Annotated in this window: 11 protein-coding genes and 3 rRNA genes; 11 read left to right on the forward strand and 3 right to left on the reverse strand. The window is 68.9% G+C overall.

Annotation, left to right across the window (positions count from 1 at the left end):
* Window position 1 precedes the first annotated feature (1 nt).
* The 4 genes from OG871_RS25140 to OG871_RS25155 all read left to right on the forward strand — a co-directional run bounded on the left by OG871_RS25140 (window position 2) and on the right by OG871_RS25155 (window position 6,046).
* A 16S ribosomal RNA gene (locus OG871_RS25140) occupies window positions 2–1,525 on the forward strand.
* 283 nt (window positions 1,526–1,808) lie between these two features.
* Window positions 1,809–4,930 (forward strand): 23S ribosomal RNA (locus OG871_RS25145).
* 88 nt (window positions 4,931–5,018) lie between these two features.
* Window positions 5,019–5,135, forward strand: a 5S ribosomal RNA gene (gene rrf, locus OG871_RS25150).
* The 16S, 23S and 5S rRNA genes sit together here, the layout of an rRNA operon.
* A gap of 62 nt (window positions 5,136–5,197) precedes the next feature.
* Window positions 5,198–6,046 (forward strand): phosphatase PAP2 family protein, encoded by an 849-nt coding sequence (locus OG871_RS25155; RefSeq protein ID WP_371499496.1) that lies wholly within the window; start codon window positions 5,198–5,200, stop codon window positions 6,044–6,046.
* A 19-nt stretch (window positions 6,047–6,065) separates the two neighbouring features.
* Here OG871_RS25155 and OG871_RS25160 read toward each other — a convergent pair whose 3' ends face one another.
* The 3 genes from OG871_RS25160 to OG871_RS25170 form a co-directional block, all read right to left on the reverse strand.
* Complete coding sequence (locus tag OG871_RS25160; protein WP_371499498.1) at window positions 6,066–6,953, reverse strand: hypothetical protein; 888 nt, start codon at window positions 6,951–6,953, stop codon at window positions 6,066–6,068.
* A gap of 177 nt (window positions 6,954–7,130) precedes the next feature.
* A complete protein-coding gene (locus OG871_RS25165) occupies window positions 7,131–7,685 on the reverse strand; it encodes an acetate uptake transporter (RefSeq protein WP_371499500.1) in 555 nt (184 codons plus the stop codon).
* A 323-nt stretch (window positions 7,686–8,008) separates the two neighbouring features.
* Window positions 8,009–10,564, reverse strand: coding sequence for a SpoIIE family protein phosphatase (locus OG871_RS25170; RefSeq protein WP_371499502.1), 2,556 nt, complete (start codon window positions 10,562–10,564; stop codon window positions 8,009–8,011).
* Window positions 10,565–11,158: 594 nt separating this feature from the next.
* On the opposite strand from OG871_RS25170, the gene OG871_RS25175 reads away from it, so the two are divergent.
* The 7 genes from OG871_RS25175 (at window position 11,159) to OG871_RS25205 (ending at window position 23,247) form a co-directional block, all read left to right on the forward strand.
* The gene (locus OG871_RS25175; RefSeq protein ID WP_371503415.1) at window positions 11,159–15,658 is read left to right on the forward strand and encodes a HAMP domain-containing protein; all 4,500 of its coding nucleotides are present in this window, start codon (window positions 11,159–11,161) and stop codon (window positions 15,656–15,658) included.
* Window positions 15,659–15,921: 263 nt separating this feature from the next.
* The gene (locus OG871_RS25180; RefSeq protein WP_371499504.1) at window positions 15,922–16,554 is read left to right on the forward strand and encodes a response regulator; all 633 of its coding nucleotides are present in this window, start codon (window positions 15,922–15,924) and stop codon (window positions 16,552–16,554) included.
* 162 nt (window positions 16,555–16,716) lie between these two features.
* The gene (locus OG871_RS25185) at window positions 16,717–19,395 is read left to right on the forward strand and encodes a DNA translocase FtsK (protein ID WP_371499506.1); all 2,679 of its coding nucleotides are present in this window, start codon (window positions 16,717–16,719) and stop codon (window positions 19,393–19,395) included.
* Window positions 19,396–19,636: 241 nt separating this feature from the next.
* Window positions 19,637–20,533 carry a helix-turn-helix domain-containing protein gene (locus tag OG871_RS25190; RefSeq protein WP_371499508.1) on the forward strand — a complete coding sequence of 299 codons (897 nt, stop codon included), beginning with the start codon at window positions 19,637–19,639 and terminating at the stop codon, window positions 20,531–20,533.
* 85 nt (window positions 20,534–20,618) lie between these two features.
* The gene (gene rimO, locus OG871_RS25195) at window positions 20,619–22,130 is read left to right on the forward strand and encodes a 30S ribosomal protein S12 methylthiotransferase RimO (protein ID WP_371499510.1); all 1,512 of its coding nucleotides are present in this window, start codon (window positions 20,619–20,621) and stop codon (window positions 22,128–22,130) included.
* The gene (gene pgsA / locus OG871_RS25200) at window positions 22,127–22,765 is read left to right on the forward strand and encodes a CDP-diacylglycerol--glycerol-3-phosphate 3-phosphatidyltransferase (protein WP_371499512.1); all 639 of its coding nucleotides are present in this window, start codon (window positions 22,127–22,129) and stop codon (window positions 22,763–22,765) included. The genes rimO and pgsA overlap by 4 nt, the downstream gene beginning before the upstream one ends.
* Complete coding sequence (locus OG871_RS25205; RefSeq protein ID WP_371499514.1) at window positions 22,762–23,247, forward strand: CinA family protein; 486 nt, start codon at window positions 22,762–22,764, stop codon at window positions 23,245–23,247. Before pgsA ends, OG871_RS25205 begins: the two co-directional genes overlap by 4 nt.
* Window positions 23,248–23,441: the final 194 nt, after the last annotated feature.

Consider the following 23,441-nt stretch of genomic DNA (forward strand, 5'->3'; position numbering starts at 1 on the left):
ATTCACGGAGAGTTTGATCCTGGCTCAGGACGAACGCTGGCGGCGTGCTTAACACATGCAAGTCGAACGGTGAAGCCCTTCGGGGTGGATCAGTGGCGAACGGGTGAGTAACACGTGGGAAATCTGCCCTGCACTCTGGGACAAGCCTTGGAAACGAGGTCTAATACCGGATATGACCTGTCCTCGCATGGGGGTGGGTGTAAAGCTCCGGCGGTGCAGGATGATCCCGCGGCCTATCAGCTTGTTGGTGGGGTAATGGCCTACCAAGGCGACGACGGGTAGCCGGCCTGAGAGGGCGACCGGCCACACTGGGACTGAGACACGGCCCAGACTCCTACGGGAGGCAGCAGTGGGGAATATTGCACAATGGGCGAAAGCCTGATGCAGCGACGCCGCGTGAGGGATGACGGCCTTCGGGTTGTAAACCTCTTTCAGCAGGGAAGAAGCGCAAGTGACGGTACCTGCAGAAGAAGCACCGGCTAACTACGTGCCAGCAGCCGCGGTAATACGTAGGGTGCGAGCGTTGTCCGGAATTATTGGGCGTAAAGAGCTCGTAGGCGGCCTGTCGCGTCGGATGTGAAAGCCCGGGGCTTAACCCCGGGTCTGCATTCGATACGGGCAGGCTAGAGTGTGGTAGGGGAGATCGGAATTCCTGGTGTAGCGGTGAAATGCGCAGATATCAGGAGGAACACCGGTGGCGAAGGCGGATCTCTGGGCCATTACTGACGCTGAGGAGCGAAAGCGTGGGGAGCGAACAGGATTAGATACCCTGGTAGTCCACGCCGTAAACGTTGGGAACTAGGTGTTGGCGACATTCCACGTCGTCGGTGCCGCAGCTAACGCATTAAGTTCCCCGCCTGGGGAGTACGGCCGCAAGGCTAAAACTCAAAGGAATTGACGGGGGCCCGCACAAGCAGCGGAGCATGTGGCTTAATTCGACGCAACGCGAAGAACCTTACCAAGGCTTGACATATACCGGAAAGCTGCAGAGATGTAGCCCCCCTTGTGGTCGGTATACAGGTGGTGCATGGTTGTCGTCAGCTCGTGTCGTGAGATGTTGGGTTAAGTCCCGCAACGAGCGCAACCCTTGTTCTGTGTTGCCAGCATGCCTTTCGGGGTGATGGGGACTCACAGGAGACTGCCGGGGTCAACTCGGAGGAAGGTGGGGACGACGTCAAATCATCATGCCCCTTATGTCTTGGGCTGCACACGTGCTACAATGGTCGGTACAAAGGGCTGCGATGCCGCGAGGCGGAGCGAATCCCAAAAAGCCGGCCTCAGTTCGGATTGGGGTCTGCAACTCGACCCCATGAAGTTGGAGTTGCTAGTAATCGCAGATCAGCATGCTGCGGTGAATACGTTCCCGGGCCTTGTACACACCGCCCGTCACGTCACGAAAGTCGGTAACACCCGAAGCCGGTGGCCTAACCCGTAAGGGGAGGAGCCGTCGAAGGTGGGACCAGCGATTGGGACGAAGTCGTAACAAGGTAGCCGTACCGGAAGGTGCGGCTGGATCACCTCCTTTCTAAGGAGCACATAGCAGCTTCGGACGAATGTTCCGGAGTGCTCGCTCATGGGTGGAACGTTGACTATTCGGCACACACTGGTCCTGGGGACTGCGAGTACTGCTTCGGCGTGGAAAGCGAATCCTGGGGTTGGGTGTGTCGGGCACGTTGTTGGGTCCTGAGGGAACGGCCGGTTGGTCGTTGCTTCAGTGAGCCGGTCCTACTTGATGTCCGCCTGTTGGTGGGTTGATGGTGGGTGTCTGGTCGTTGTTTGAGAACTGCACAGTGGACGCGAGCATCTGTGGCCAAGTTTTTAAGGGCGCACGGTGGATGCCTTGGCACTAGGAACCGATGAAGGACGTGGGAGGCCACGATAGTCCCCGGGGAGCCGTCAACCAGGCTTTGATCCGGGGGTTTCCGAATGGGGAAACCCGGCAGTCGTCATGGGCTGTCACCCATACCTGAACACATAGGGTATGTGGAGGGAACGCGGGGAAGTGAAACATCTCAGTACCCGCAGGAAGAGAAAACAACCGTGATTCCGGGAGTAGTGGCGAGCGAAACCGGATGAGGCTAAACCGGAGTGGTGTGAGACCCGGCAGGGGTTGCCACTTCGGGGTCGTGGGAAAGTTCTTCAGTCGTCTGCCGGCGGCTGGGTGAGTCAGAAACCGTATGGGTAGTCGAAGGACATGCGAAAGGTCCGGCGTAGAGGGTAAGACCCCCGTAGACGAAACTTGTACGGCTCACTTGAGCTTCTCCCAAGTAGCACGGAGCCCGAGAAATTCCGTGTGAATCTGGCGGGACCACCCGCTAAGCCTAAATATTCCCTAGTGACCGATAGCGGATAGTACCGTGAGGGAATGGTGAAAAGTACCGCGGGAGCGGAGTGAAATAGTACCTGAAACCGTGTGCCTACAAGCCGTGGGAGCGTCGGATGCGCAGCTTGCTGTGTGTCTCGTGACTGCGTGCCTTTTGAAGAATGAGCCTGCGAGTTTGCGGTGTGTAGCGAGGTTAACCCGTGTGGGGTAGCCGTAGCGAAAGCGAGTCCGAATAGGGCGGTTGAGTTGCATGCCCAAGACCCGAAGCGGAGTGATCTAGCCATGGGCAGGTTGAAGCGCGGGTAAGACCGTGTGGAGGACCGAACCCACCAGGGTTGAAAACCTGGGGGATGACCTGTGGTTAGGGGTGAAAGGCCAATCAAACTCCGTGATAGCTGGTTCTCCCCGAAATGCATTTAGGTGCAGCGTCGTGTGTTTCTTGCCGGAGGTAGAGCACTGGATAGGCGATGGGCCTCACCGGGTTACTGACCTTAGCCAAACTCCGAATGCCGGTAAGTGAGAGCACGGCAGTGAGACTGTGGGGGATAAGCTCCATGGTCGAGAGGGAAACAGCCCAGAACACCGACTAAGGTCCCTAAGCGTGTGCTAAGTGGGAAAGGATGTGGAGTCGCAGAGACAACCAGGAGGTTGGCTTAGAAGCAGCCACCCTTGAAAGAGTGCGTAATAGCTCACTGGTCAAGTGATTCCGCGCCGACAATGTAGCGGGGCTCAAGTACACCACCGAAGTCGTGTCATTCACATATATAGGCCCAACGGCTGTGTGGATGGGTAGGGGAGCGTCGTGTGCCGGGTGAAGCAGCGGAGGAATCCAGTTGTGGACGGTACACGAGTGAGAATGCAGGCATGAGTAGCGATACAAGAGTGAGAAACTCTTGCGCCGATTGACCAAGGGTTCCTGGGTCAAGCTGATCTGCCCAGGGTAAGTCGGGACCTAAGGCGAGGCCGACAGGCGTAGTCGATGGACAACGGGTTGATATTCCCGTACCCGCTTTGAAGCGCCAACGTCGAACCTCTTGATGCTAAGCCCGTGAAGCCGGCCCGGAGTCTTCGGACAAAGGGACGTGGTGGAGCCGGTGACCCAACAGGGTAGTAGGTGAGCGATGGGGTGACGCAGGAAGGTAGTCCAGCCCGGGCGGTGGTTGTCCCGGGGTAAGGGTGTAGGCCGAGTGATAGGCAAATCCGTCACTCATTAAGGCTGAGACCTGATGCCGAGCCGATTGTGGTGAAGTGGATGATCCTATGCTGTCGAGAAAAGCCTCTAGCGAGTTTCATGGCGGCCCGTACCCCAAACCGACTCAGGTGGTCAGGTAGAGAATACCGAGGCGTTCGGGTGAACTATGGTTAAGGAACTCGGCAAAATGCCCCCGTAACTTCGGGAGAAGGGGGCCATTCCTGGTGACGAGTCTTGCACTCCGAGCTGGGGGTGGCCGCAGAGACCAGCGAGAAGCGACTGTTTACTAAAAACACAGGTCCGTGCGAAGCCGTAAGGCGATGTATACGGACTGACGCCTGCCCGGTGCTGGAACGTTAAGGGGACCGGTTAGTCACATTTCGGTGTGGCGAAGCTGAGAACTTAAGCGCCAGTAAACGGCGGTGGTAACTATAACCATCCTAAGGTAGCGAAATTCCTTGTCGGGTAAGTTCCGACCTGCACGAATGGCGTAACGACTTCTCGACTGTCTCAACCATAGGCCCGGTGAAATTGCATTACGAGTAAAGATGCTCGTTTCGCGCAGCAGGACGGAAAGACCCCGGGACCTTTACTATAGCTTGATATTGGTGTTCGGTTCGGCTTGTGTAGGATAGGTGGGAGACTTTGAAACCCAAACGCCAGTTTGGGTGGAGTCGTCGTTGAAATACCACTCTGGTCGTGCTGGATGTCTAACCTGGGTCCGTGATCCGGATCAGGGACAGTGTCTGGTGGGTAGTTTAACTGGGGCGGTTGCCTCCTAAAGAGTAACGGAGGCGCCCAAAGGTTCCCTCAGCCTGGTTGGCAATCAGGTGTTGAGTGTAAGTGCACAAGGGAGCTTGACTGTGAGACTGACGGGTCGAGCAGGGACGAAAGTCGGGACTAGTGATCCGGCGGTGGCTTGTGGAAGCGCCGTCGCTCAACGGATAAAAGGTACCCCGGGGATAACAGGCTGATCTTCCCCAAGAGTCCATATCGACGGGATGGTTTGGCACCTCGATGTCGGCTCGTCGCATCCTGGGGCTGGAGTAGGTCCCAAGGGTTGGGCTGTTCGCCCATTAAAGCGGTACGCGAGCTGGGTTTAGAACGTCGTGAGACAGTTCGGTCCCTATCCGCTGTGCGCGTAGGAGTGTTGAGAAGGGCTGTCCCTAGTACGAGAGGACCGGGACGGACGAACCTCTGGTGTGCCAGTTGTCCTGCCAAGGGCATGGCTGGTTGGCTACGTTCGGGAGGGATAACCGCTGAAAGCATCTAAGCGGGAAGCCTGCTTCGAGATGAGCACTCCCACCTCCTTGAGAGGGTAAGGCTCCCAGTAGACGACTGGGTTGATAGGCCGGATATGGAAGCCCTGTGAGGGGTGGAGTTGACCGGTACTAATAGGCCGAGGGCTTGTCCTCAGTTGCTCGCGTCCACTGTGTTGTTCTGAAACAACGACCCCAGCCAGGTTTGGTCACATGGCTGGTGCGGTTGACAGTTTCATAGTGTTTCGGTGGTCATAGCGTGAGGGAAACGCCCGGTTACATTCCGAACCCGGAAGCTAAGCCTCAAAGCGCCGATGGTACTGCAGGGGGGACCCTGTGGGAGAGTAGGACGCCGCCGAACAATTTTTAAGAGAAAGCCCCCCTCCCGCCCGGGAGGGGGGCTTTCTGCGTTAGCCTTCGCCAATGCAGAACCTGACCCTCACCTGGCAGACCTCGGCCGTCGTGTCCGGGGCGCTGCTCGGCTCGGCGTACGCGGTCCACCGGGCCGGCCGGGCGCGGACGGCTGCGGCCGTGCTGCGGGAGGCGGGCACGCTCCTGGCGCTGTTCACGCTGTGGCAGCTGGTCGGGCACCTCTCGCTGATGAGTACCGACCACGCACTGGACCGGGCGGACTGGATCCACCGGACGGAGCTGTCGTTCGGCCTCCCCGACGAGGCGGCGTGGCAACGCGCGGCGATGCCGCATCCGTGGCTGATGCAGGCGGCCAACTACTACTACGCCACCATGCACTTCGGCGTGATGCTCGTCCTGCTGCTCTGGCTGTTCCTCCGGCACCGGGACAGGTACGGGTGGGTCCGGAACACGGTGGTGCTGACCACCGGGGCCTGTCTGCTGATCCAGTTCATTCCGGTCGCCCCGCCTCGCATGCTGCCGGCCAACGGATTCGTCGACGTCGCGGCGCAGTACGGGCAGTCGGTGTACGGCGGCGCCGTGGCGGGGGTGGTGCCGGACCAGCTCTCGGCGATGCCGTCCGTGCACGTGGCCTGGTGCGTGATCGTCGCGGTGGCGGTGGTCCTGGTCGCCCGGGGGCCGTGGCGGTGGCTGGTGCTGCTGCACCCGGTCGTGACGGTCGTGGTGGTCGTGGTGACGGCGAACCACTTCTGGGCCGACGGCCTGGTGGCGGTCGGTCTTCTGCTGGTCGTGTACCTGGTCCAGCACGCCTTCTCCGGCTGGGGCCAGGAGCCCGGGCAGGGAGGACGGCCGGCCGCGGCCGAGGAGCCCGTCCCGCAGTGGACGCAGGCGGACCGCTAGCGCGGCCCGGGAGCCGTTCTCAGGAGTCCGTCTCCTGGGGGGAGGCGGGGGTGAACTCGGCCGGCAGCACACCGGTCGCCAGCGAGGCAGCCAGGCCCTTCGCCTCGCCTTCGTCGAAGCTGCCGGAGATCACGGCGGTGCCACCGGTGATCGCCGTGGCGACGTAGGGATGGGACAGCACCTGGCCGTCCAGCACGATGGCGAACTGGTTGGTGGGCGCGGGCCGGGTCGCGAGGTCGGCGGTGGCGGAGGAGAAGGCCTCCGAGCCGGCGCTGTTGAACGTCAGCTGCACCTGCCATCCCGCGCCGCTCTGCCCGTCGAAGGCGCTCTGTGCCTCGGAGATGTCGGTACCCTTCACCGCCACCGGGGCGAGGGCGAACTTGTACCGCTGCCCCTGCTCCTCGTCGCGGCCGCAGGCCACCGAGGGGGTCGACGCGGAGGACAGGGCGCGCCGGGCGCGAGGGTCGGGGGCCTGGGTGCAGGTGAGGGCGTCGAACTGCTGCAGCAGGTCGGCGGGGACCGTCCCCTGGGGCGGGGTGCCGACGGCCCCGGCCGGAAGCATGGCGAGGACGGGCCGGAAGTCCACCGCCCCACGCCGGCCCAGTGGTGCGAGCTGGTCCCCGACGTGCCCGGCGACGGTCACGGTGACGGCGCCACCGGAGACATCGGTCTGCACGTCCTTGAGGCCACGCCTGCCCGCCCGGGCCGACAGCAGCTCGGCGGCCTGCCGGAGCTGGCTGTCCTCCAGCGTCTGGGCCGGGGTGAAGACCACCGTGGTGTGGCCGGCCGGAACGGGCGGGGTGCCGTCCGGGGAGGAGCAGGCTGCCAGCGCGAGGCCGGTCAGGGCGAGAGCGGGCGCCGCGCGCAGGACACGATGCCGTGGTGCGACCGTCGGGGGAGCCGTCATGGCCCGAGTCTCGCAGCCGCGCAGGACAGGGCAGGCAGGGTTGGGAGGTGGTGTGACGCAAACGTGACAACCAGTCACGGCCGGGACGGCCGGGGGTGACGGGTCGGAGGGAATCCGGAAACGGCGAGGGGCCGGGCACTCCCGCAGGAGGCTCGGCCCGACGTACCCGGGGAGGGTTTACTTCAGCGGCAGGACCGCCCTGGCCCACCCGCTGTTGGTGAGGGTGGCGGTGGCCCAGTACCAGGCGGCGAGGCCGGAGGCCGCGGCGACCCAGCCGGAGACCTTGCCGAGCCCGTCGTTGCCGGCGAACGTGGCGATGGCGTTGAGCGCCAGCGAGACCGTCAGCAGACCGTAGACGAGACGGTTGAACAGGCCGCCCTGCCATCCGGCGAGCGTCACGGTGAGTGCCAGCAGGGCCCAGAGCAGCAGGAACAGGCCTGCGGCATTCTTGCTCGCCCCGGCGCCTGCGGACCAGGTCGCCCAGAAGGCGCCGAGCCCGGCGAAGGCGGTGCCGGTGAAGCGGTCGCCGCCCCGGAACTGCCAGAGGCCGGCGATGAAGAGGGTCAGTCCACCCACCAGGTGGGCGAGGGAGGCTGCGTCCTTGATGCCGGTTCCGCTGAGGATGCCGGTGGACAGCAGGCCGGTTGCGAGCAGGGTCAGACCGAGGGCCAGGTAGCCGAGCGGACCCGCGTCGTCGGATCGGGCGTTCGCCCCGGAGGCTTCATTGCTCACCGGAGGCTCCTTTCACTTCTGGGCGCCGATGATCGGCAGATGTCCGGTGAAGGTGAGGATGGTGCTGAAGTGGGTGCGCGAAGCCGTGCCGCGGGCGCACGGAAGAGGCGTGCGGGCGGCTGCGACCGAGTGATGAACCAGCAGGTCAGGTGCTGGTCGATGTCCCCTCCGGGGGGAATCCCCCGGTGTCTCCGGTGTACCCGGCCACAGCCGCTTGTACCCTTGTGAATCTCACAATTTGTACAGTCGTCAGCTGTAGGGCAGCGACGGTTGGACAGTTGCTGAACGAGTCTGAACGATCAGGCGCGCAGCCTGACATGGCGTCAGGGTTGGCGCTGGCCGGGGACGCGCAGCGTGAGGATGGCCATGTCGTCGGACGGCGGCTCGGGGGCGAACCGCTCGACCGCGCGCTGGACCCGGGCCGCCACCGCGCCGGCGGTGAGGCCGGTGCAGCCGGTGAGCACCTCGGCCAGGCCGTCGTCGCCGAGCATCCGGCTGCCCTCCCGGCGTTCGGTGACGCCGTCCGTCACGCAGAGCAGCACCTCGCCGGGGGAGAGCACCAACTCCTCTGCCGTCAGATCGAGTTCGTCCATCACGCCGAGCAGCGGCTGCGGGGTGGCCGCGGCGTCCACCCGGCCGTCGGTGCGCAGCCGAAGCGGCAGCGGGTGGCCGGCGCAGACCAGGGAGAGCAGAGTGCTGCCGTCCTCCCGCGGGGTGAGCTCGCCGTAGAGCAGGGTCAGGAAGCGGGAGCGGGGGCCCTCGTCGAGGATGGCCGTGTTGAGGCGGCTGAGCACCTGCGGCGCGCTGAGCCCCTCGCGGGCGAGCAGCCGCAGCGAGTGCCGGGCCAGGCCGGTGACCGAGGCCGCCTCGGGGCCGGTGCCGCACACGTCGCCGATGGCGAAGCCGTAGGTGCCCTCGCGGATCGGGAAGATGTCGTAGAAGTCGCCGCCGACCTCGTTGCCCTCGCCGGCCGCCTGGTAGAAGACCTCCACCTCGACGCCCGGGATCTTCGGCAACTCCGGTGGCAGCAGGGCGCGCTGGAAGGCCTGGCTGGTGGCGGTCCGCTCGGAGTAGAGGCGGGCGTTGTCCATCGCCAGGGCGGCCCGGCGGGAGAGGTCCTCGCCGAGTTCCAGGATCTCCTGGCGGAACCGGGCGCCGGTCGGGACGCCGAGGACCAGCAGGCCGATCACCCGGTTGCGGGCGGCCAGCGGCAGTACCACGGTCTCGCCGAGCATGCCGTGCAGCTCGCGGCCGTCGGCCTGGCCGAGCGCGCGGGCGGTGTCGGCGGGGGCCGTCCAGAACCGCGCGCCGGGGGCCGGGTCGGCGGCCGGGGCGGGGGTCTTGTCGAGCAGGGCGCGCAGCGGGTCGATCCGGTCCTCGTCCTCGTGCAGGACGAACGCGAGGCCGGCCCCGCCGCTCTGCTCGCCGGTGGTGTAGACGGCGCACCAGGTGGCCAGGGTGGGGACGGCCATCTGGGCCATCAGGGCCAGGGTCTGCTCGTGTTCCAGGGTGCCGGCCAGCAGCTCGGAGGCCTCGACCAGGAAGGAGAGCGCGCCGCGGCGGCGGCGTTCCAGCTCGTTCAGCCGGGCGCTCTCCAGGGCCAGGGCGATCCGGTCGGCGGCGAACTGCAGGCGCAGCGCGTCCTCGTTGTCGTAGCGGCCCGGGCCGGCCGCGGCGACGCCGAGCGAACCGGTCAGCCGGCCCTCGACCTTGAGCGGGACGGTGATCAGCGAGCGCAGCCCGGTGCCGGCCAGCAGCGGGGCGACGGTGGGCCGCACCGAGAGGTCCTCGTGCACGGCCGGCAGCCGGTCGGAGTCGAAGCGGGCGGCGCCGGACTCGATCGGCATCCTGACGAAGCGCCGGGCGGCCGCGGCGAGGCCGGTGGCGGCGCGGACCTCGAACTCGGTCTCGTCCTCGGTGGTGAGCAACAGGTAGGCGGCGTCGGCGTCGAGCAGGTCGCGGGCGCGGTCCACGATGCGCTGGAGCAGCCCGCCGAGGTCGTCGGGTGCGACGGCGCCGACCAGCAGGTCGAGGGGTTCGACGGCGGCCGGGGTGTCGGCGGCGCCGGCGGGGGAGCGCAGGACGGCGCGGTCCTCCTCGCGGACGAGCAGACAGAGGGCGGAGGGGGTGCCGTGGGTGTCGCGCAGGCGGACCTGGAGCGCGTACACGTCCACCAGGGTGCCGTCGGGGCGCCGGACGCCGAAACCGCCCTCCCAGCGGGCCATCCGGAGGGTGTCGGCCAGGCGCAGGCCGGCGCCGTTGGACGGGGGCCAGCAGGCGTACTCGGACCAGGACCGGCCGAGGACCTGGTCGGCGGTGTGGGTGAAGAGCGCCTCGGCGTCGGCGTTCCAGGAGCTGACCAGGCCGAGGTCGTCGATCTGCACCACCGCGACGCGGACCGGGCCGTCGCTGTCGGGGAGTTCGCCGCCGGGGATGCTGGGCAGGGCGTACCGGGTGCCGCGGACCTGGGCGGGCAGGGCGAGTCGGAACCAGACGGTCTTGCGGCCGGAGGAGTACTCGACTCCCCAGCACTCGGAGAGCGCGGAGCACATCAGCAGCCCGCGGCCGCCCTCGCCGTCGGGGTCGGCGTAGCTCTCGGGGGCGGGGACCGGCACGTTGGCGAAGGCGGGCAGGCCGCGTTCGGGATGGCGGTCGGTGACCTCGATCCGGATGGTCTCCTGCTCACGCAGGCAGCAGACCTCGGCGGCGGTGCCGGCGTGCACCACGGCGTTGGTGACCAGTTCGCTGACCAGGACGACGGCGTCGTCGACGACCTCGGGCAGTCCCCAGCCGAGCAGAGCCTCGCGGACGAAGCCGCGGGCGGCGGCGGCCGACCGGCCGACCGGTTCGAAGGTGGCGGCTGCGCGTGCGGTGACCACTGCCACGTCTCCTCTGCTCTGGTCCGGCTGTCGGCCCGGTGTGCTCGTTGCCCGTCCCCGGCCGTCCTGTGCCGGTTCGTCCCCGGCCGGGCGCCTCGGAGGACGGCCGCCGGTGGGCGATCGGTGCGCGGCACGGGATCCGGTGCAGCGGTCCACCCTACTTTCCGCCGGGCGCGCTGTGGGGGCGGGGAGCCGAATCGGGCACCTGAGGGTGATTCTCCCCACCACTTTTGCGCAGGGTCGGCAACGACCCTGTGCAACCGGCCGGACACCTGGCGCCGGTGCTGACAGACTGGGGAGTCCGCGGTGTCCGTTCGGCGCAGTACGGTCGAAGCGGCACCGGTGGCTGTGTGCAGCCCCGCTGCGGTGTTCGGAAGCGGGCCCGGTGCCTGTTTCCCGAGCGGTACTGAACCGTCACGATGTGGGAGGGCCCCGTTGAGTTCGGCGACCAAGGACGTTACCGGTACGACTTCGGCCGCCGAGCGCGGTGGCCGGGCCGCGACGCCTGCGCGCGGGGTCGCCGGGCGCCGCGCCAACCCCAACCGCGGGGCGGAACCCGCCGAGTTGCGCCGGCTGCTGACGGCGCTGACCGCGATGCGGGACGGCAACTTCCGGCGCCGGCTCACGTTCCCGGGGGACGGCGTGCTCGCGGAGATCGCCGCGGTGTTCAACGAGGTCGCGGAGCGCAACCAGCACCTCACGGGTGAGCTGGCGCGGGTGCGGCGGGCGGTCGGCCGGGAGGGCCGGCTGTCGGAGCGGCTGGAGATGGGGGTCGGCGAGGGCGCCTGGATGGCGGCGGTCGACAACTGCAACGCGCTGATCGACGATCTGGCCCGGCCGATGGCCGAGGTGGGCCGGGTGCTGACCTCGATCGCCGAGGGCGACCTGGACCAGCGGATGGAGCTGCGCTCGGTCCACACCACGGGGGCGAGCTATCCGCTGCGGGGTGAGTTCCTGAAGGTCGGCCGGACGGTCAACGGGCTGGTGGACCAGCTCTCGGAGTTCACCGACGAGGTGACCCGGGTGGCCATCGAGGTGGGGACCGAGGGCAAGCTCGGCGGTCAGGCCCGGGTGCGGAGCGTGTCGGGCAGCTGGAAGGACCTGGCCGACTCGGTGAACACCATGGCCGGCCGGCTGACCGCGCAGGTGCGCAACATCGCCGAGGTGACCACGGCGGTGGCCAAGGGCGACCTGTCGCGCAAGGTCACGGTGGACGTGGCCGGCGAGATGCTGGAGCTGAAGAACACCGTGAACACCATGGTGGACCAGCTCAACTCGTTCGCCGCGCAGGTGACCAGGGTCGCCAGGGACGTGGGTACCGAGGGTCGCCTCGGCGGTCAGGCCCAGGTGCCGGGCGTCGCGGGAGTGTGGCGCGACCTCACCGACTCGGTGAACTTCATGGCCAACAACCTGACCGCGCAGGTGCGCAACATCGCCGAGGTGACCACGGCGGTGGCCAAGGGCGACCTGTCGCGAAAGATCGAGGTCGATGCGCGCGGCGAGATCCTGGAGCTGAAGAACACCATCAACACCATGGTGGACCAGCTCTCGGGCTTCGCGGAGCAGGTGACCAGAATGGCCCGCGCGGTGGGGACGGAGGGCATCCTGGGCGGCCAGGCGCAGGTGCCGGGCGTCGCCGGGGTCTGGAAGGACCTGACCGAGAACGTCAACTCGATGGCCAACAACCTGACCAACCAGGTGCGGAACATCGCCCAGGTGACCACGGCGGTGGCCAAGGGCGACCTCTCACAGAAGATCCAGGTGGATGCCCAGGGCGAGATCCTGGAGCTGAAGAACACCATCAACACGATGGTGGACCAGCTCGGCGCGTTCGCCGACGAGGTGACCCGGGTGGCCCGGGACGTCGGCACCGAGGGGATCCTGGGCGGGCAGGCGAGCGTGCCGGGGGTGTCGGGCACCTGGAAGGACCTGACCAACAGCGTCAACCTGATGGCGAACAACCTGACCAGCCAGGTCCGCAACATCGCCGAGGTCACCACCGCGGTGGCCCGGGGCGATGTCTCCAAGAAGATCACCGTGGACGCCAAGGGCGAGATCCGCGAGCTGGTCACCACCGTCAACACCATGGTCGACCAGCTGTCCGCGTTCGCGGACGAGGTCACCCGGGTGGCCCGCGAGGTGGGCACCGAGGGCATTCTGGGCGGTCAGGCCCGGGTGCGCGGGGTCTCCGGCATCTGGCGTGACCTGACCGACAACGTCAACTTCATGGCGTCGAATCTGACCAGTCAGGTGCGCAACATCGCCGAGGTTGCCTCGGCGGTGGCCAGTGGTGACCTCTCCAAGAAGATCACCATCGAGGCGCAGGGCGAGGTGGCCGCGCTGGCGGGCACCCTGAACACCATGGTCGACCAGCTCTCGGCGTTCGCCGTCGAGGTGACCAGGGTGGCCCGTGAGGTCGGTACCGACGGCATCCTGGGCGGTCAGGCGAACGTGCCGGGCGTGGCCGGGATCTGGAAGGACCTGACCGACAACGTCAACCTGATGGCGAACAACCTGACCGGGCAGGTCCGCAACATCGCCCTGGTGATCACCGCCGTCGCCCGCGGCGACCTGTCGCAGAAGATCGACGTGGACGCCCGCGGCGAGATCCTGGAGCTCAAGACCAGCATCAACACCATGGTCGACCAGCTCGGCGCGTTTGCCGACGAGGTCACCCGGGTCGCCCGCGAGGTCGGCACCGACGGCCGCCTCGGCGGCCAGGCCCGGGTGCCCGGGGTGGCCGGCACCTGGCAGGACCTCACCGAGTCGGTGAACGAGCTCGCCAACAACCTGACCCGGCAGGTGCGGGCGATCGCCCAGGTCGCCACCGCGGTGACCAGGGGCGACCTCAGCCTGCGGATCGACGTGGACGCGTCCGGTGAGCTCGACGAGCTCAAGGACAACATCAACCAGATGATCGCCAACCTGCGCGAGACCACCAGGACCAACAAGGAACAGGACTGGCTGAAGACCAACCTGGCCCGGATGTCCGGTCTGCTGCAGGGCCGCCGCGACCTGGAGGCCGTCGCCTCGCTGATCATGAACGAGCTCACCCCGGTGGTCTCGGCCCAGCACGGCGCCTTCTTCCTCTCCCAGCCGGCCGGCCGGACCGCGGAGCTGATCACCGAGGACGATGACGAGAACGACACCGTCCTGCGGCTGCTGGGCAGTTACGGCTACAACCGGCGCTCGATGCCGACCACCTTCCGGCCCGGCGAGGGGCTGATCGGCCAGGCCGCGGTGGAGAAGCGCTCGATCATCGTCAAGGAGACCCCGCCGGGCTATCTCAAGATCGCCTCGGGGCTCGGCGAGGCCTCGCCGTCCCACCTGGTGGTCCTGCCGGTGCTCTTCGAGGACCGGCTGCTCGGCGTGATCGAGCTGGCCACCTTCAGCTCCTTCACCGCCGTCGCCCTCGACTTCCTGAACCAGATCGCCGACCTGATCGGCGTCACCGTCAACACCATCAGCGTCAACACCAAGACCGAGGGCCTGCTGCTGGAGTCCCAGCGGCTGACGGCCGAACTCTCCATGCGGTCGGCCGAGTTGGAGGCGCGCCAGGAGGAGCTGGAGCGCACCAACGAGGAGCTCCAGGAGAAGGCCGAACAGCTCGCCCAGCAGAACCGCGACATCGAGATCAAGAACAGCGAGATCGAGGAGGCCCGGCAGATCCTGGAGGAGCGTGCCGAGCAACTGGCCCTCGCCTCCCGCTACAAGAGCGAGTTCCTCGCCAACATGTCGCACGAGCTGCGGACCCCGCTCAACTCGCTGCTGATCCTGGCCAAGCTGCTCTCCGACAACAACGAGGGCAACCTCTCCGCCAAGCAGGTCGAGTTCGCCGAGACCATCCACGGCGCCGGCTCCGACCTGCTCCAGCTGATCAACGACATCCTCGACCTGTCCAAGGTCGAGGCCGGCAAGATGGACGTCCGCCCGGCCAAGATCGCGCTGGTCCAGCTGGTCGACTACGTGGAGGCGGCGTTCCGCCCGCTGGCGGCGGACAAGAACCTGGACTTCGCCGTCCGGGTCTCGCCGGACCTCCCGGTCACCCTGCACACCGACGAGCAGCGGCTCCAGCAGGTGCTGCGCAACCTGCTCTCCAACGCGGTGAAGTTCACCGACTCCGGCGCCGTCGAGCTGATGATCCGTCCGGCCGGGGCGGACGTCCCGCAGCACGTGCGGGAGATGCTGCTGGAGGCCGAGGCGATCGGGGACCCGGACGAGGCGCTGATCGCGTTCTCCGTCTCCGACACCGGTATCGGGATCCCCGGCAACAAACTGCGGGAGATCTTCGAGGCCTTCAAGCAGGCCGACGGCGGCACCAGCCGCAAGTACGGCGGTACCGGCCTCGGGCTGTCGATCAGCCGGGAGATCGCCCGTCTGCTCGGCGGTGAGATCCACGTCGAGAGCGAGCTGCACCAGGGCTCCACGTTCACCCTGTACCTGCCGCTGCGCACCGAGGCCCCGGACGCGCCCGCGATCGAGCGCCCGTCGCCGCTGCCGGTGCGCGCCGCGGTCGGGGTGACCCCGGCCGGCACCCCGGTGCCGGTGGGCGAGAACCTGGCGGACCACTGGGCGCACGAGGTCCGGGAGCTGGCCGAGGAGCGCCGCCGTGGCGCCGCCGAGCGCCGGCGTTCGGCCCAGCTCGCCGAGCCGCCGGTGCCGCAGCAGCCGGAGGCCTCGTCGCGGAGCGGCGGGCAGGCGCAGTTCCACGGCCGGTTCGACGGCGAGCGGGTGCTGATCGTCGACGACGACATCCGCAACGTCTTCGCGCTCACCAGCGTGCTGGAGCAGTACGGGCTGACCGTGCTGTACGCCGAGAACGGCCGCGAGGGCATCGAGGTGCTGGAGCAGCACGAGGACGTCGCGCTGGTGCTGATGGACATCATGATGCCCGAGATGGACGGCTACGCGACCACCGAGGCGATCCGGCGGATGCCCCAGTTCTCCGGTCTGCCGATCATCGCGCTGACCGCGAAGGCGATGAAGGGCGACAAGGAGAAGAGCCTGGCGGCCGGCGCCAACGCCCACGTCACCAAGCCGGTGGAGGCCGACACCCTGCTGGCGGTGATGCGCCAGTTCCTGGCGGTCGGATAGCGGCAGGGGTCCTGGGGCGGTCGGCACTGGCGGCTCCGGCCGGGAACGCTGTAGGGTCACCCATCGTTGCGAACGGTGACCGGATGGTGACACGACGCTCAGTGCGGCCTGCGCCGGACGCGGCACTTCCCCGGGGCGGCCATCGGCCGGATCGCGCCAAGCGATGTGGCGGGCGAGGGGGTACGGCTAGCATGACCGGGGCAGTGGTGAGCGGCACGCGGGTGCCGTCCCTCGGAAGACAAGCGGCAGGAGGGCGGGTCCAGGTGCAGAAGGCGAAGATCCTCCTGGTCGACGACCGGCCGGAGAACCTGCTGGCGCTGGAGGCGATCCTGTCCGCGCTGGACCAGACGCTGGTCCGGGCCTCCTCCGGTGAGGAAGCGCTCAAGGCGCTGCTGACGGACGACTTCGCGGTCATCCTGCTGGACGTCCAGATGCCCGGGATGGACGGCTTCGAGACGGCCGCCCACATCAAGCGCCGGGAGCGGACCCGGGACATCCCGATCATCTTCCTGACCGCGATCAACCACGGTCCGCACCACACCTTCCGCGGTTACGCGGCGGGCGCGGTGGACTACATCTCCAAGCCCTTCGACCCGTGGGTGCTGCGCGCCAAGGTCTCGGTCTTCGTCGACCTCTACATGAAGAACTGCCAGCTCAAGGAGCAGGCCGCGCTGCTGCGCCTGCAGCTGGAGTCGGGCGAGGCGGCCAGCCTCGGCGGCGCGCTGCTGGGCGAGCTCTCGGCCCGGCTCGCCGCGGTCGAGGAGCAGGCCGAGGCGCTGACCAAGCAGCTGGACGACTCCGCCGATCCTGGTGCGGCCGCCTCCTCCGCCCATCTCGAACGCAAGCTGGCAGGTCTGCGCCGGGCGCTCGACGCGATGCGCCCCGGCGCGAACTGAGCTCCGCACCACCCCTCGCACCACCGGCCGAGCCCGGTGGTCGGCAGCGGTGACGGCGGGTTCGCTGACCGGCCGTCAGGCGAGCAGGTGTTCGGCGACACGGGCCCCGCGACGGGGTCCGGGCATGGGCACTCGCCCCGGCCGCCGGTAGGCTGCTGACCCATGGCCACACGTACGCCCGGCAGCGCGGCACGCAACCCCAAGCCCGGGCCGGCCAAGAAGGCGCCGGCCGGGAAGGCACCCGCGAAGAAGGCCGTCCCCGCGGCCAAGAAGGCGGCTCCGGCGGCCCGGAAGGCGGCGGCGCGCAAGCCCGCGGCCGCGCCTGCCCCGCCCCCGCCGCGCCCCATACTCTTCCGCGCCGTGCGCGCCGTCTGGCTCGGCCTCGCCCACAGCGTCGGAGCGGTCTTCCGGGGCTTCGGCGACGGTGCCAAGAACCTCGACCCGGCCCACCGCAAGGACGGCCTGGCACTGCTGCTGCTGGCGCTCGGCCTGGTCACCGCGGCGGGCACCTGGTTCAGCCCGCAGGGCTGGCTGGGCGAGGTGGCGACCAACGTGGTCTCCGGGCTGTTCGGCCGCCTCGACGTGCTGGTGCCGTTCCTGCTCGTCGCCGTCGCCGTCCGGCTGATGAGGCACCCCGAACTCCCGGAGGCCAACGGGCGGATCCTGATCGGCCTGAGCACCCTGGTGGTCGGCGTCCTCGGGCTGGTGCACATCGGCTGCGGTGCGCCCGGCATGGGCAGCGGGGCGACCAAGATACGGCAGGCCGGCGGCATCCTCGGCTGGGCCGCGTCCACCCCGATGATGGCCGCCGCAGGGCCGCCGCTCGCCGTTCCGCTGCTGCTGCTGGTCGCCTTCTTCGGCCTGCTGGTGCTCACCGCCACCCCCGTCAACCGGATTCCCGAGCGGCTGCGGCAGCTCGGGGTGCGCCTCGGGGTGGTCGAGCCGTCCGCCGCCGAGGCGGCGGCCTCCGCGGCGGCGGACGGCGCCGGGGCCGGCCGGGAGTTCTCCACCGAACCGCCCGAGGACGCCGATCCCGACGCGCTGCCCTTCACCATCGAGGGCGCGGACACCGACGAGCTCTCCCGCCGCCGCGGCCGCCGTCGCCGCAAGGCGGAGCCGGCCGAGGAGCCGGAGGCGGTCTCCTTCGAGAAGGACCCGTACCAGACCAGGGACCTCGCCGCCGGGGTGGCCGCCGACCTGGACGGCGCCCTGCTCTACGGCGTGCCGGCCTCCCCGGCGGTGGCCAGCATGATGCACCAGGTGCAGGACCGCACCGCACCGCCGGAGGACCTGGCCGTTCCGCAGGCCCGCAGCGCCGGGGCCCCCGACGGGCACGGGCCGGCGCCGGTGCGGATGGAGCAGCTCCAGCTGGCCGGCGACATCACGTACGCGCTGCCGCCGCTGGACCTGCTGGACTACGGCGCGCCCGCCAAGGCCCGCTCCAAGCTCAACGACGAGGTGGTCGCCCAGCTCACCGGCGTGTTCGCCGAGTTCAAGGTGGACGCCCGGGTCACCGGCTTCACCCGCGGCCCGACGGTCACCCGCTACGAGGTCGAGCTCGGCCCGGCGGTCAAGGTCGAGCGGATCACCGCGCTGGCCAAGAACATCGCGTACGCGGTGGCCAGCCCGGACGTGCGGATCATCAGTCCGATCCCCGGCAAGTCGGCGGTCGGCGTGGAGATCCCCAACCGGGACCGGGAGATGGTCAACCTCGGCGACCTGCTGCGCTCGCGCGCCGCCGCCGAGGACGGCCACCCGATGGTGGTCGGCATGGGCAAGGACGTCGAGGGCCACACCGTGATGGCCAACCTCGCCAAGATGCCGCACATCCTGGTCGCGGGCGCCACCGGCGCCGGCAAGTCCTCCTGCATCAACTGCCTGATCACCTCGGTGCTCGCCCGTGCCACCCCGGACGAGGTCCGGATGGTCCTGGTCGACCCCAAGCGGGTCGAGCTGACGGCGTACGAGGGCATCCCGCACCTGATCACGCCGATCATCACCAACCCCAAGAAGGCCGCCGAGGCCCTCCAGTGGGTGGTGCGCGAGATGGACCTGCGCTACGACGACCTGGCGGCCTTCGGCTTCCGGCACGTGGACGACTTCAATGCGGCCGTGCGCGCGGGCAAGGTGCAGCCGCCGCTCGGCAGTGAGCGGGAGCTGACCCCGTACCCGTACCTGCTGGTGATCGTCGACGAGCTGGCCGACCTGATGATGGTCGCCCCGCGCGACGTCGAGGACTCGGTGGTCCGGATCACCCAGCTGGCCCGCGCGGCTGGCATCCACCTGGTACTGGCCACCCAGCGGCCCTCGGTGGACGTGGTGACCGGCCTGATCAAGGCCAACGTGCCCTCCCGGCTGGCCTTCGCCACCTCGGCGATGGCCGACTCCCGGGTCATCCTGGACCAGCCCGGCGCGGAGAAGCTGATCGGCAAGGGCGACGCGCTGTTCCTGCCGATGGGCGCCAGCAAGCCGGTCCGGATGCAGGGGGCCTTCGTCACCGAGGCGGAGATCGCCAAGGTGGTCCAGCACTGCAAGGACCAGATGGCGGCGGTCTACCGGGACGACGTCACGGTCGGCGGCGGACCGAAGAAGGAGATCGACGAGGAGATCGGCGACGACCTGGACCTGCTGATCCAGGCGGCCGAGCTGGTCGTCTCCACCCAGTTCGGTTCGACCTCGATGCTCCAGCGCAAGCTGAGGGTCGGCTTCGCCAAGGCGGGGCGGCTGATGGACCTGATGGAGTCGCGTGGGATCGTGGGGCCGAGCGAGGGCTCCAAGGCCCGTGACGTGCTGGTCAAACCGGACGAACTGGACGGGGTTCTGATCACCCTTCGAGGGTGAGCAGCGGCCCGTCTCACCCGTTCGGAGGAACCTCGTTCGGAGCAGTGTGGTCGGCCGGAACCGGGGCAGGCGAAAGGGCGTCCATCCGGGCACGGACGCTCGGCCCGCCCGGCCGGGCTGACCGACCGTCAGCGGATGGGGGCCCGGGATGCCCGTTCGGGCCCGTCCGCTTGAGAAACGTTCCGGCCCCGCCCCTAGACTGTCTTCTCAGCAGGTGGCCAACGCTCGAAAGGCGCGCCCAGTGTCCATCGGCAAGTCCCCTCGTCGCGGCAGCCACGGCTCCTCCGCGTCCAGCGCCGTCCCCGGGCAGACCGGGTCCGGCCAGACGACGCCGCAGCCGTCCGTGGTCGAACCACCGGCCGCCGAGTCGCCGAGCATCGGCCGGGTGCTCTCGGCGGCCCGGCTCGACGCGGGTCTGACGGTCGACCAGGTCAGCGCCGCCACCCGGGTCCGGGTGCCGATCGTGCACGGCATCGAGGAGGACGACTTCAGCCGCTGCGGCGGCGACGTCTACGCCCGCGGCCACATCCGGGCCCTCGCCAGGGCCGTCGGCGTCGACGGCGACCAGCTGGTCACCCGGTACGACGCCGACCACGGCGGTGCCCCCGGCCCGCAGCGGGCCACCCAGCTGCTCGACACCGGCCCGATCAAGGTCACCGACCACCGGCGCCCGAACTGGACCGCCGCCATGATGCTGGCGATCGCCGCCGTGGTCGCGCTGATCGGCTTCAACCTCTTCACCGACAACTCCGTCGACGCCGGCGCGGGGGCCGCCAGCGAGCCGCTGCCCAGCACCGCCGCCGCCCCGGTGACCGCCTCCGCCCAGCCGCCCGCCCCGGCCCCCAGCTCCCCCGCCGCGATCGCCGCCGCCCCGGTCGACAAGGTGACCGTCAAGCTGGTCGCGGAGAAGGGCAAGAGCTGGGTCACGGCCAAGGACGGCAAGGGCAAGTCGCTGTTCTCCAACAACCTGGACACCGGCCAGGACCAGACCTTCACCGACCCCGCGAAGATCACGCTGGTGATCGGCAACGCGGGCGCCGTCCACGTGTACGTCAACGGCAAGGACCTCGGTCCGGCCGGGACGGACGGGCAGGTGGTGCATCTCACCTACACCCCCGGCGACCCGCAGGCGGGCTGACCCGCAGGGCTCCGAAGGCCCGACGATCAACGCGCGCGGACTCCGGGGCGAACGGCACCGGGGCCCGCGCGTTAATCTTGGCGTCATGCCTGAACCCCGCACTGTCGCCCTGGTCACGCTCGGATGCGCCCGCAACGAGGTCGACTCCGAGGAACTCGCCGGGCGACTGGAGGCCGACGGCTGGCGGCTGGTCGACGACGCCGCCGACGCCGACGTCGCCGTGGTCAACACCTGCGGGTTCGTCGAAGCCGCCAAGAAGGACTCCGTCGACGCCCTGCTGGAGGCCAACGACCTCAAGGGCCACGGCCGTACCCAGGCCGTGGTCGCGGTCGGCTGCATGGCCGAGCGCTACGGCAAGGAACTCGCCGACGCCCTGCCCGAGGCCGACGGCGTCCTCGGCTTCGACGACTACACCGACATCTCCGACCGCCTGCAGACCATCCTGTCCGGCGGCCACCACGCCTCCCACCTCCCGCGCGACCGCCGCAAGCTGCTCCCGCTCAGCCCCGTCAAGCGCCAGGAGGCCGCCGCCGAGGTGGCACTGCCGGGCCACGGCACCCCCGAGGACCTGCCCGACGGCGTCGCCCCCGCCTCCGGCCCGCGCACCCTGCGCAAGCGCCTGGACGACAACCCGGTGGCCTCGGTCAAGCTGGCCTCCGGCTGCGACCGGCGCTGCTCCTTCTGCGCCATCCCCGCCTTCCGCGGCTCGTTCATCTCCCGCCGCCCGTCCGACGTGCTGAACGAGGCCGTCTGGCTGGCCGAGCAGGGCGTCCGGGAGGTCGTCCTGGTCAGCGAGAACAACACCTCGTACGGCAAGGACCTCGGCGACATCCGGCTGCTGGAGACGCTGCTCAGCGAGATCGCGGCGGTCGAGGGCGTCGAACGGGTCCGGGTGAGCTACCTGCAGCCGGCCGAGATGCGGCCCGGCCTGATCGACGTGATGACCGGGACGCCCGGGGTCGTGCCGTACTTCGACCTCTCGTTCCAGCACTCCGCTCCGGCGGTGCTGCGCCGGATGCGCCGGTTCGGCAACACCGACCAGTTCCTCGGGCTGCTGAAGACCATCCGCGACAAGGCCCCGCAGGCGGGCGCCCGGTCCAACTTCATCGTGGGCTTCCCCGGCGAGACCGAGGAGGACTTCGCGGAGCTGGAACGGTTCATCACGCACGCCGGCCTCGACGCCATCGGCGTCTTCGGCTACTCCGACGAGGACGGCACCGAGGCGGCCGGCTTCGACGGCAAGCTGCCCGAGGACGTCGTCGCCGACCGGCTCGCCAAGCTGTCCCGGCTGGCCGAGGAGCTCACCGCCCAGCGGGCCGAGCAGCGGATCGGCGACGAGGTCGAGGTGCTGGTCGAGTCCGTCGAGGACGGCGTGGTCGAGGGCCGGGCCGCCCACCAGGCACCCGAGACCGACGGTCTGACCACCCTGCTCGGGGTCGAGGACGCGGTCGTCGGCCGCTTCTACCGCGCCCGGGTGGTCGGCACCGAGGGTGTCGACCTGGTGGCCGAGGCGCTGTCCCCCGAGGCACTGTCCTCCGAGGCCGCGGCCGGCGAGGCGGCGGCCGACGAGGCCGAGCACGTGGGAGTCGGGGCATGACCAACGGGCCAGGCGCCCCAACCGCGGCCGGCCGGGACCGGCCGACGGCCGCTCTGCCCCCGCCCCCGGGGATCTGGAACATCGCCAACGTGCTGACCATGGCACGGCTGCTGCTGGTGCCGGTCTTCGTCGCGCTGCTCTTCGCCGACGGCGGCCACAACCCCAAGTGGCGCGCGGTGGCCTGGGCCTCGTTCGCGATCGCCATGATCACCGACCTGTTCGACGGTGAGCTGGCCCGCCGCAAGGGGCTGATCACGGACTTCGGCAAGATCGCCGACCCGATCGCCGACAAGGCGATCATGGGTGCGGCGCTGATCGGCCTGTCCGTCCTGGGCGACCTGCCCTGGTGGGTCACGGCCGTCATCCTGGCGCGGGAGCTCGGCATCACCCTGATGCGCTTCTGGGTGATCCGCTACGCGGTGATCCCGGCCAGCCGGGGCGGCAAGCTGAAGACCCTCACCCAGGGCATCGCGGTCGGCATGTACGTGCTGCCGCTGACCGGCTGGCTGGCCACCGCGCGGGCCGTGCTGATGGCCGTCGCGGTCGTGCTCACGGTCGGCACCGGACTGGACTACGTCGGCCAGGCCGTCCGGCTGCGCCGCGAGGGCCGGGCCGAGGAGCGGGCGGCCCGGTGACCGCGCTCGCGGCCGAGGTGCACGCCGCGCTGCGGGCGCACGGCGCCACCCTCGCGGTGGCCGAGTCACTCACCGGTGGCCTGCTCGCGGCGGAGCTGGTGGACGTCCCGGGCGCCTCGGCGACCTTCCGTGGCTCCGTCACCGCGTACGCCACCGACCTGAAGGCCTCGGTGCTCGGCGTGGACGAGGGCCTGCTGGCCGTCCACGGGCCCGTGCACCCGGTGGTGGCCCGCCAGATGGCCGAGGGCGTCCGGCGGCTGCTGGGGGCCGACTACGCGCTCGCCACCACCGGTGTGGCCGGCCCCGAACCCCAGGACGGGCAGCCGGTCGGCGCCGTGCACGTGGCGCTCGCCGGGCCGGCGGGAACACTGGTGGCCTCTCCGAGGTTGTCAGGGGACCGTGCCGAAATCCGACGGTCCGCGGTGACGGCGGCTCTGGAACTGCTGCTGGGACACCTAGCGCGCCCGGCGCCGTCCCGCTGAGGTTTGCTGAAATCGCTGAACTGCGCGCCTCGTCGGGAGGATCGTGTTAGACCGGATGCCCTGGCTGGGCAGATACCAGCCAGGGGACGCGCTGCACGGCCCCGGCCGGACACTCCGGAAGGGGAACCGGCGGGGTCCTGCCGGGGTCCTTGCGGGGAACAGACAGGGGAGGGGGCAGCCTTGCAGCCCAGAGT

Origin of the sequence: Kitasatospora sp. NBC_00374 (genome assembly GCF_041434935.1) — a bacterium.
Lineage (GTDB): Bacteria > Actinomycetota > Actinomycetes > Streptomycetales > Streptomycetaceae > Kitasatospora.

What these genes read in the sequence shown, in the direction of transcription:
- pgsA (WP_371499512.1), top strand. Translation starts at nt 22,127, where the DNA reads ATGACCAACGGGCCAGGCGCCCCAACCGCGGCCGGCCGGGACCGGCCG.
- rimO (WP_371499510.1), top strand. Translation starts at nt 20,619, where the DNA reads ATGCCTGAACCCCGCACTGTCGCCCTGGTCACGCTCGGATGCGCCCGC.
- OG871_RS25175 (WP_371503415.1), top strand. Translation starts at nt 11,159, where the DNA reads ATGCGGGACGGCAACTTCCGGCGCCGGCTCACGTTCCCGGGGGACGGC.
- OG871_RS25155 (WP_371499496.1), top strand. Translation starts at nt 5,198, where the DNA reads ATGCAGAACCTGACCCTCACCTGGCAGACCTCGGCCGTCGTGTCCGGG.
- OG871_RS25185 (WP_371499506.1), top strand. Translation starts at nt 16,717, where the DNA reads ATGGCCACACGTACGCCCGGCAGCGCGGCACGCAACCCCAAGCCCGGG.
- OG871_RS25160 (WP_371499498.1), bottom strand. Translation starts at nt 6,953, where the DNA reads ATGACGGCTCCCCCGACGGTCGCACCACGGCATCGTGTCCTGCGCGCG.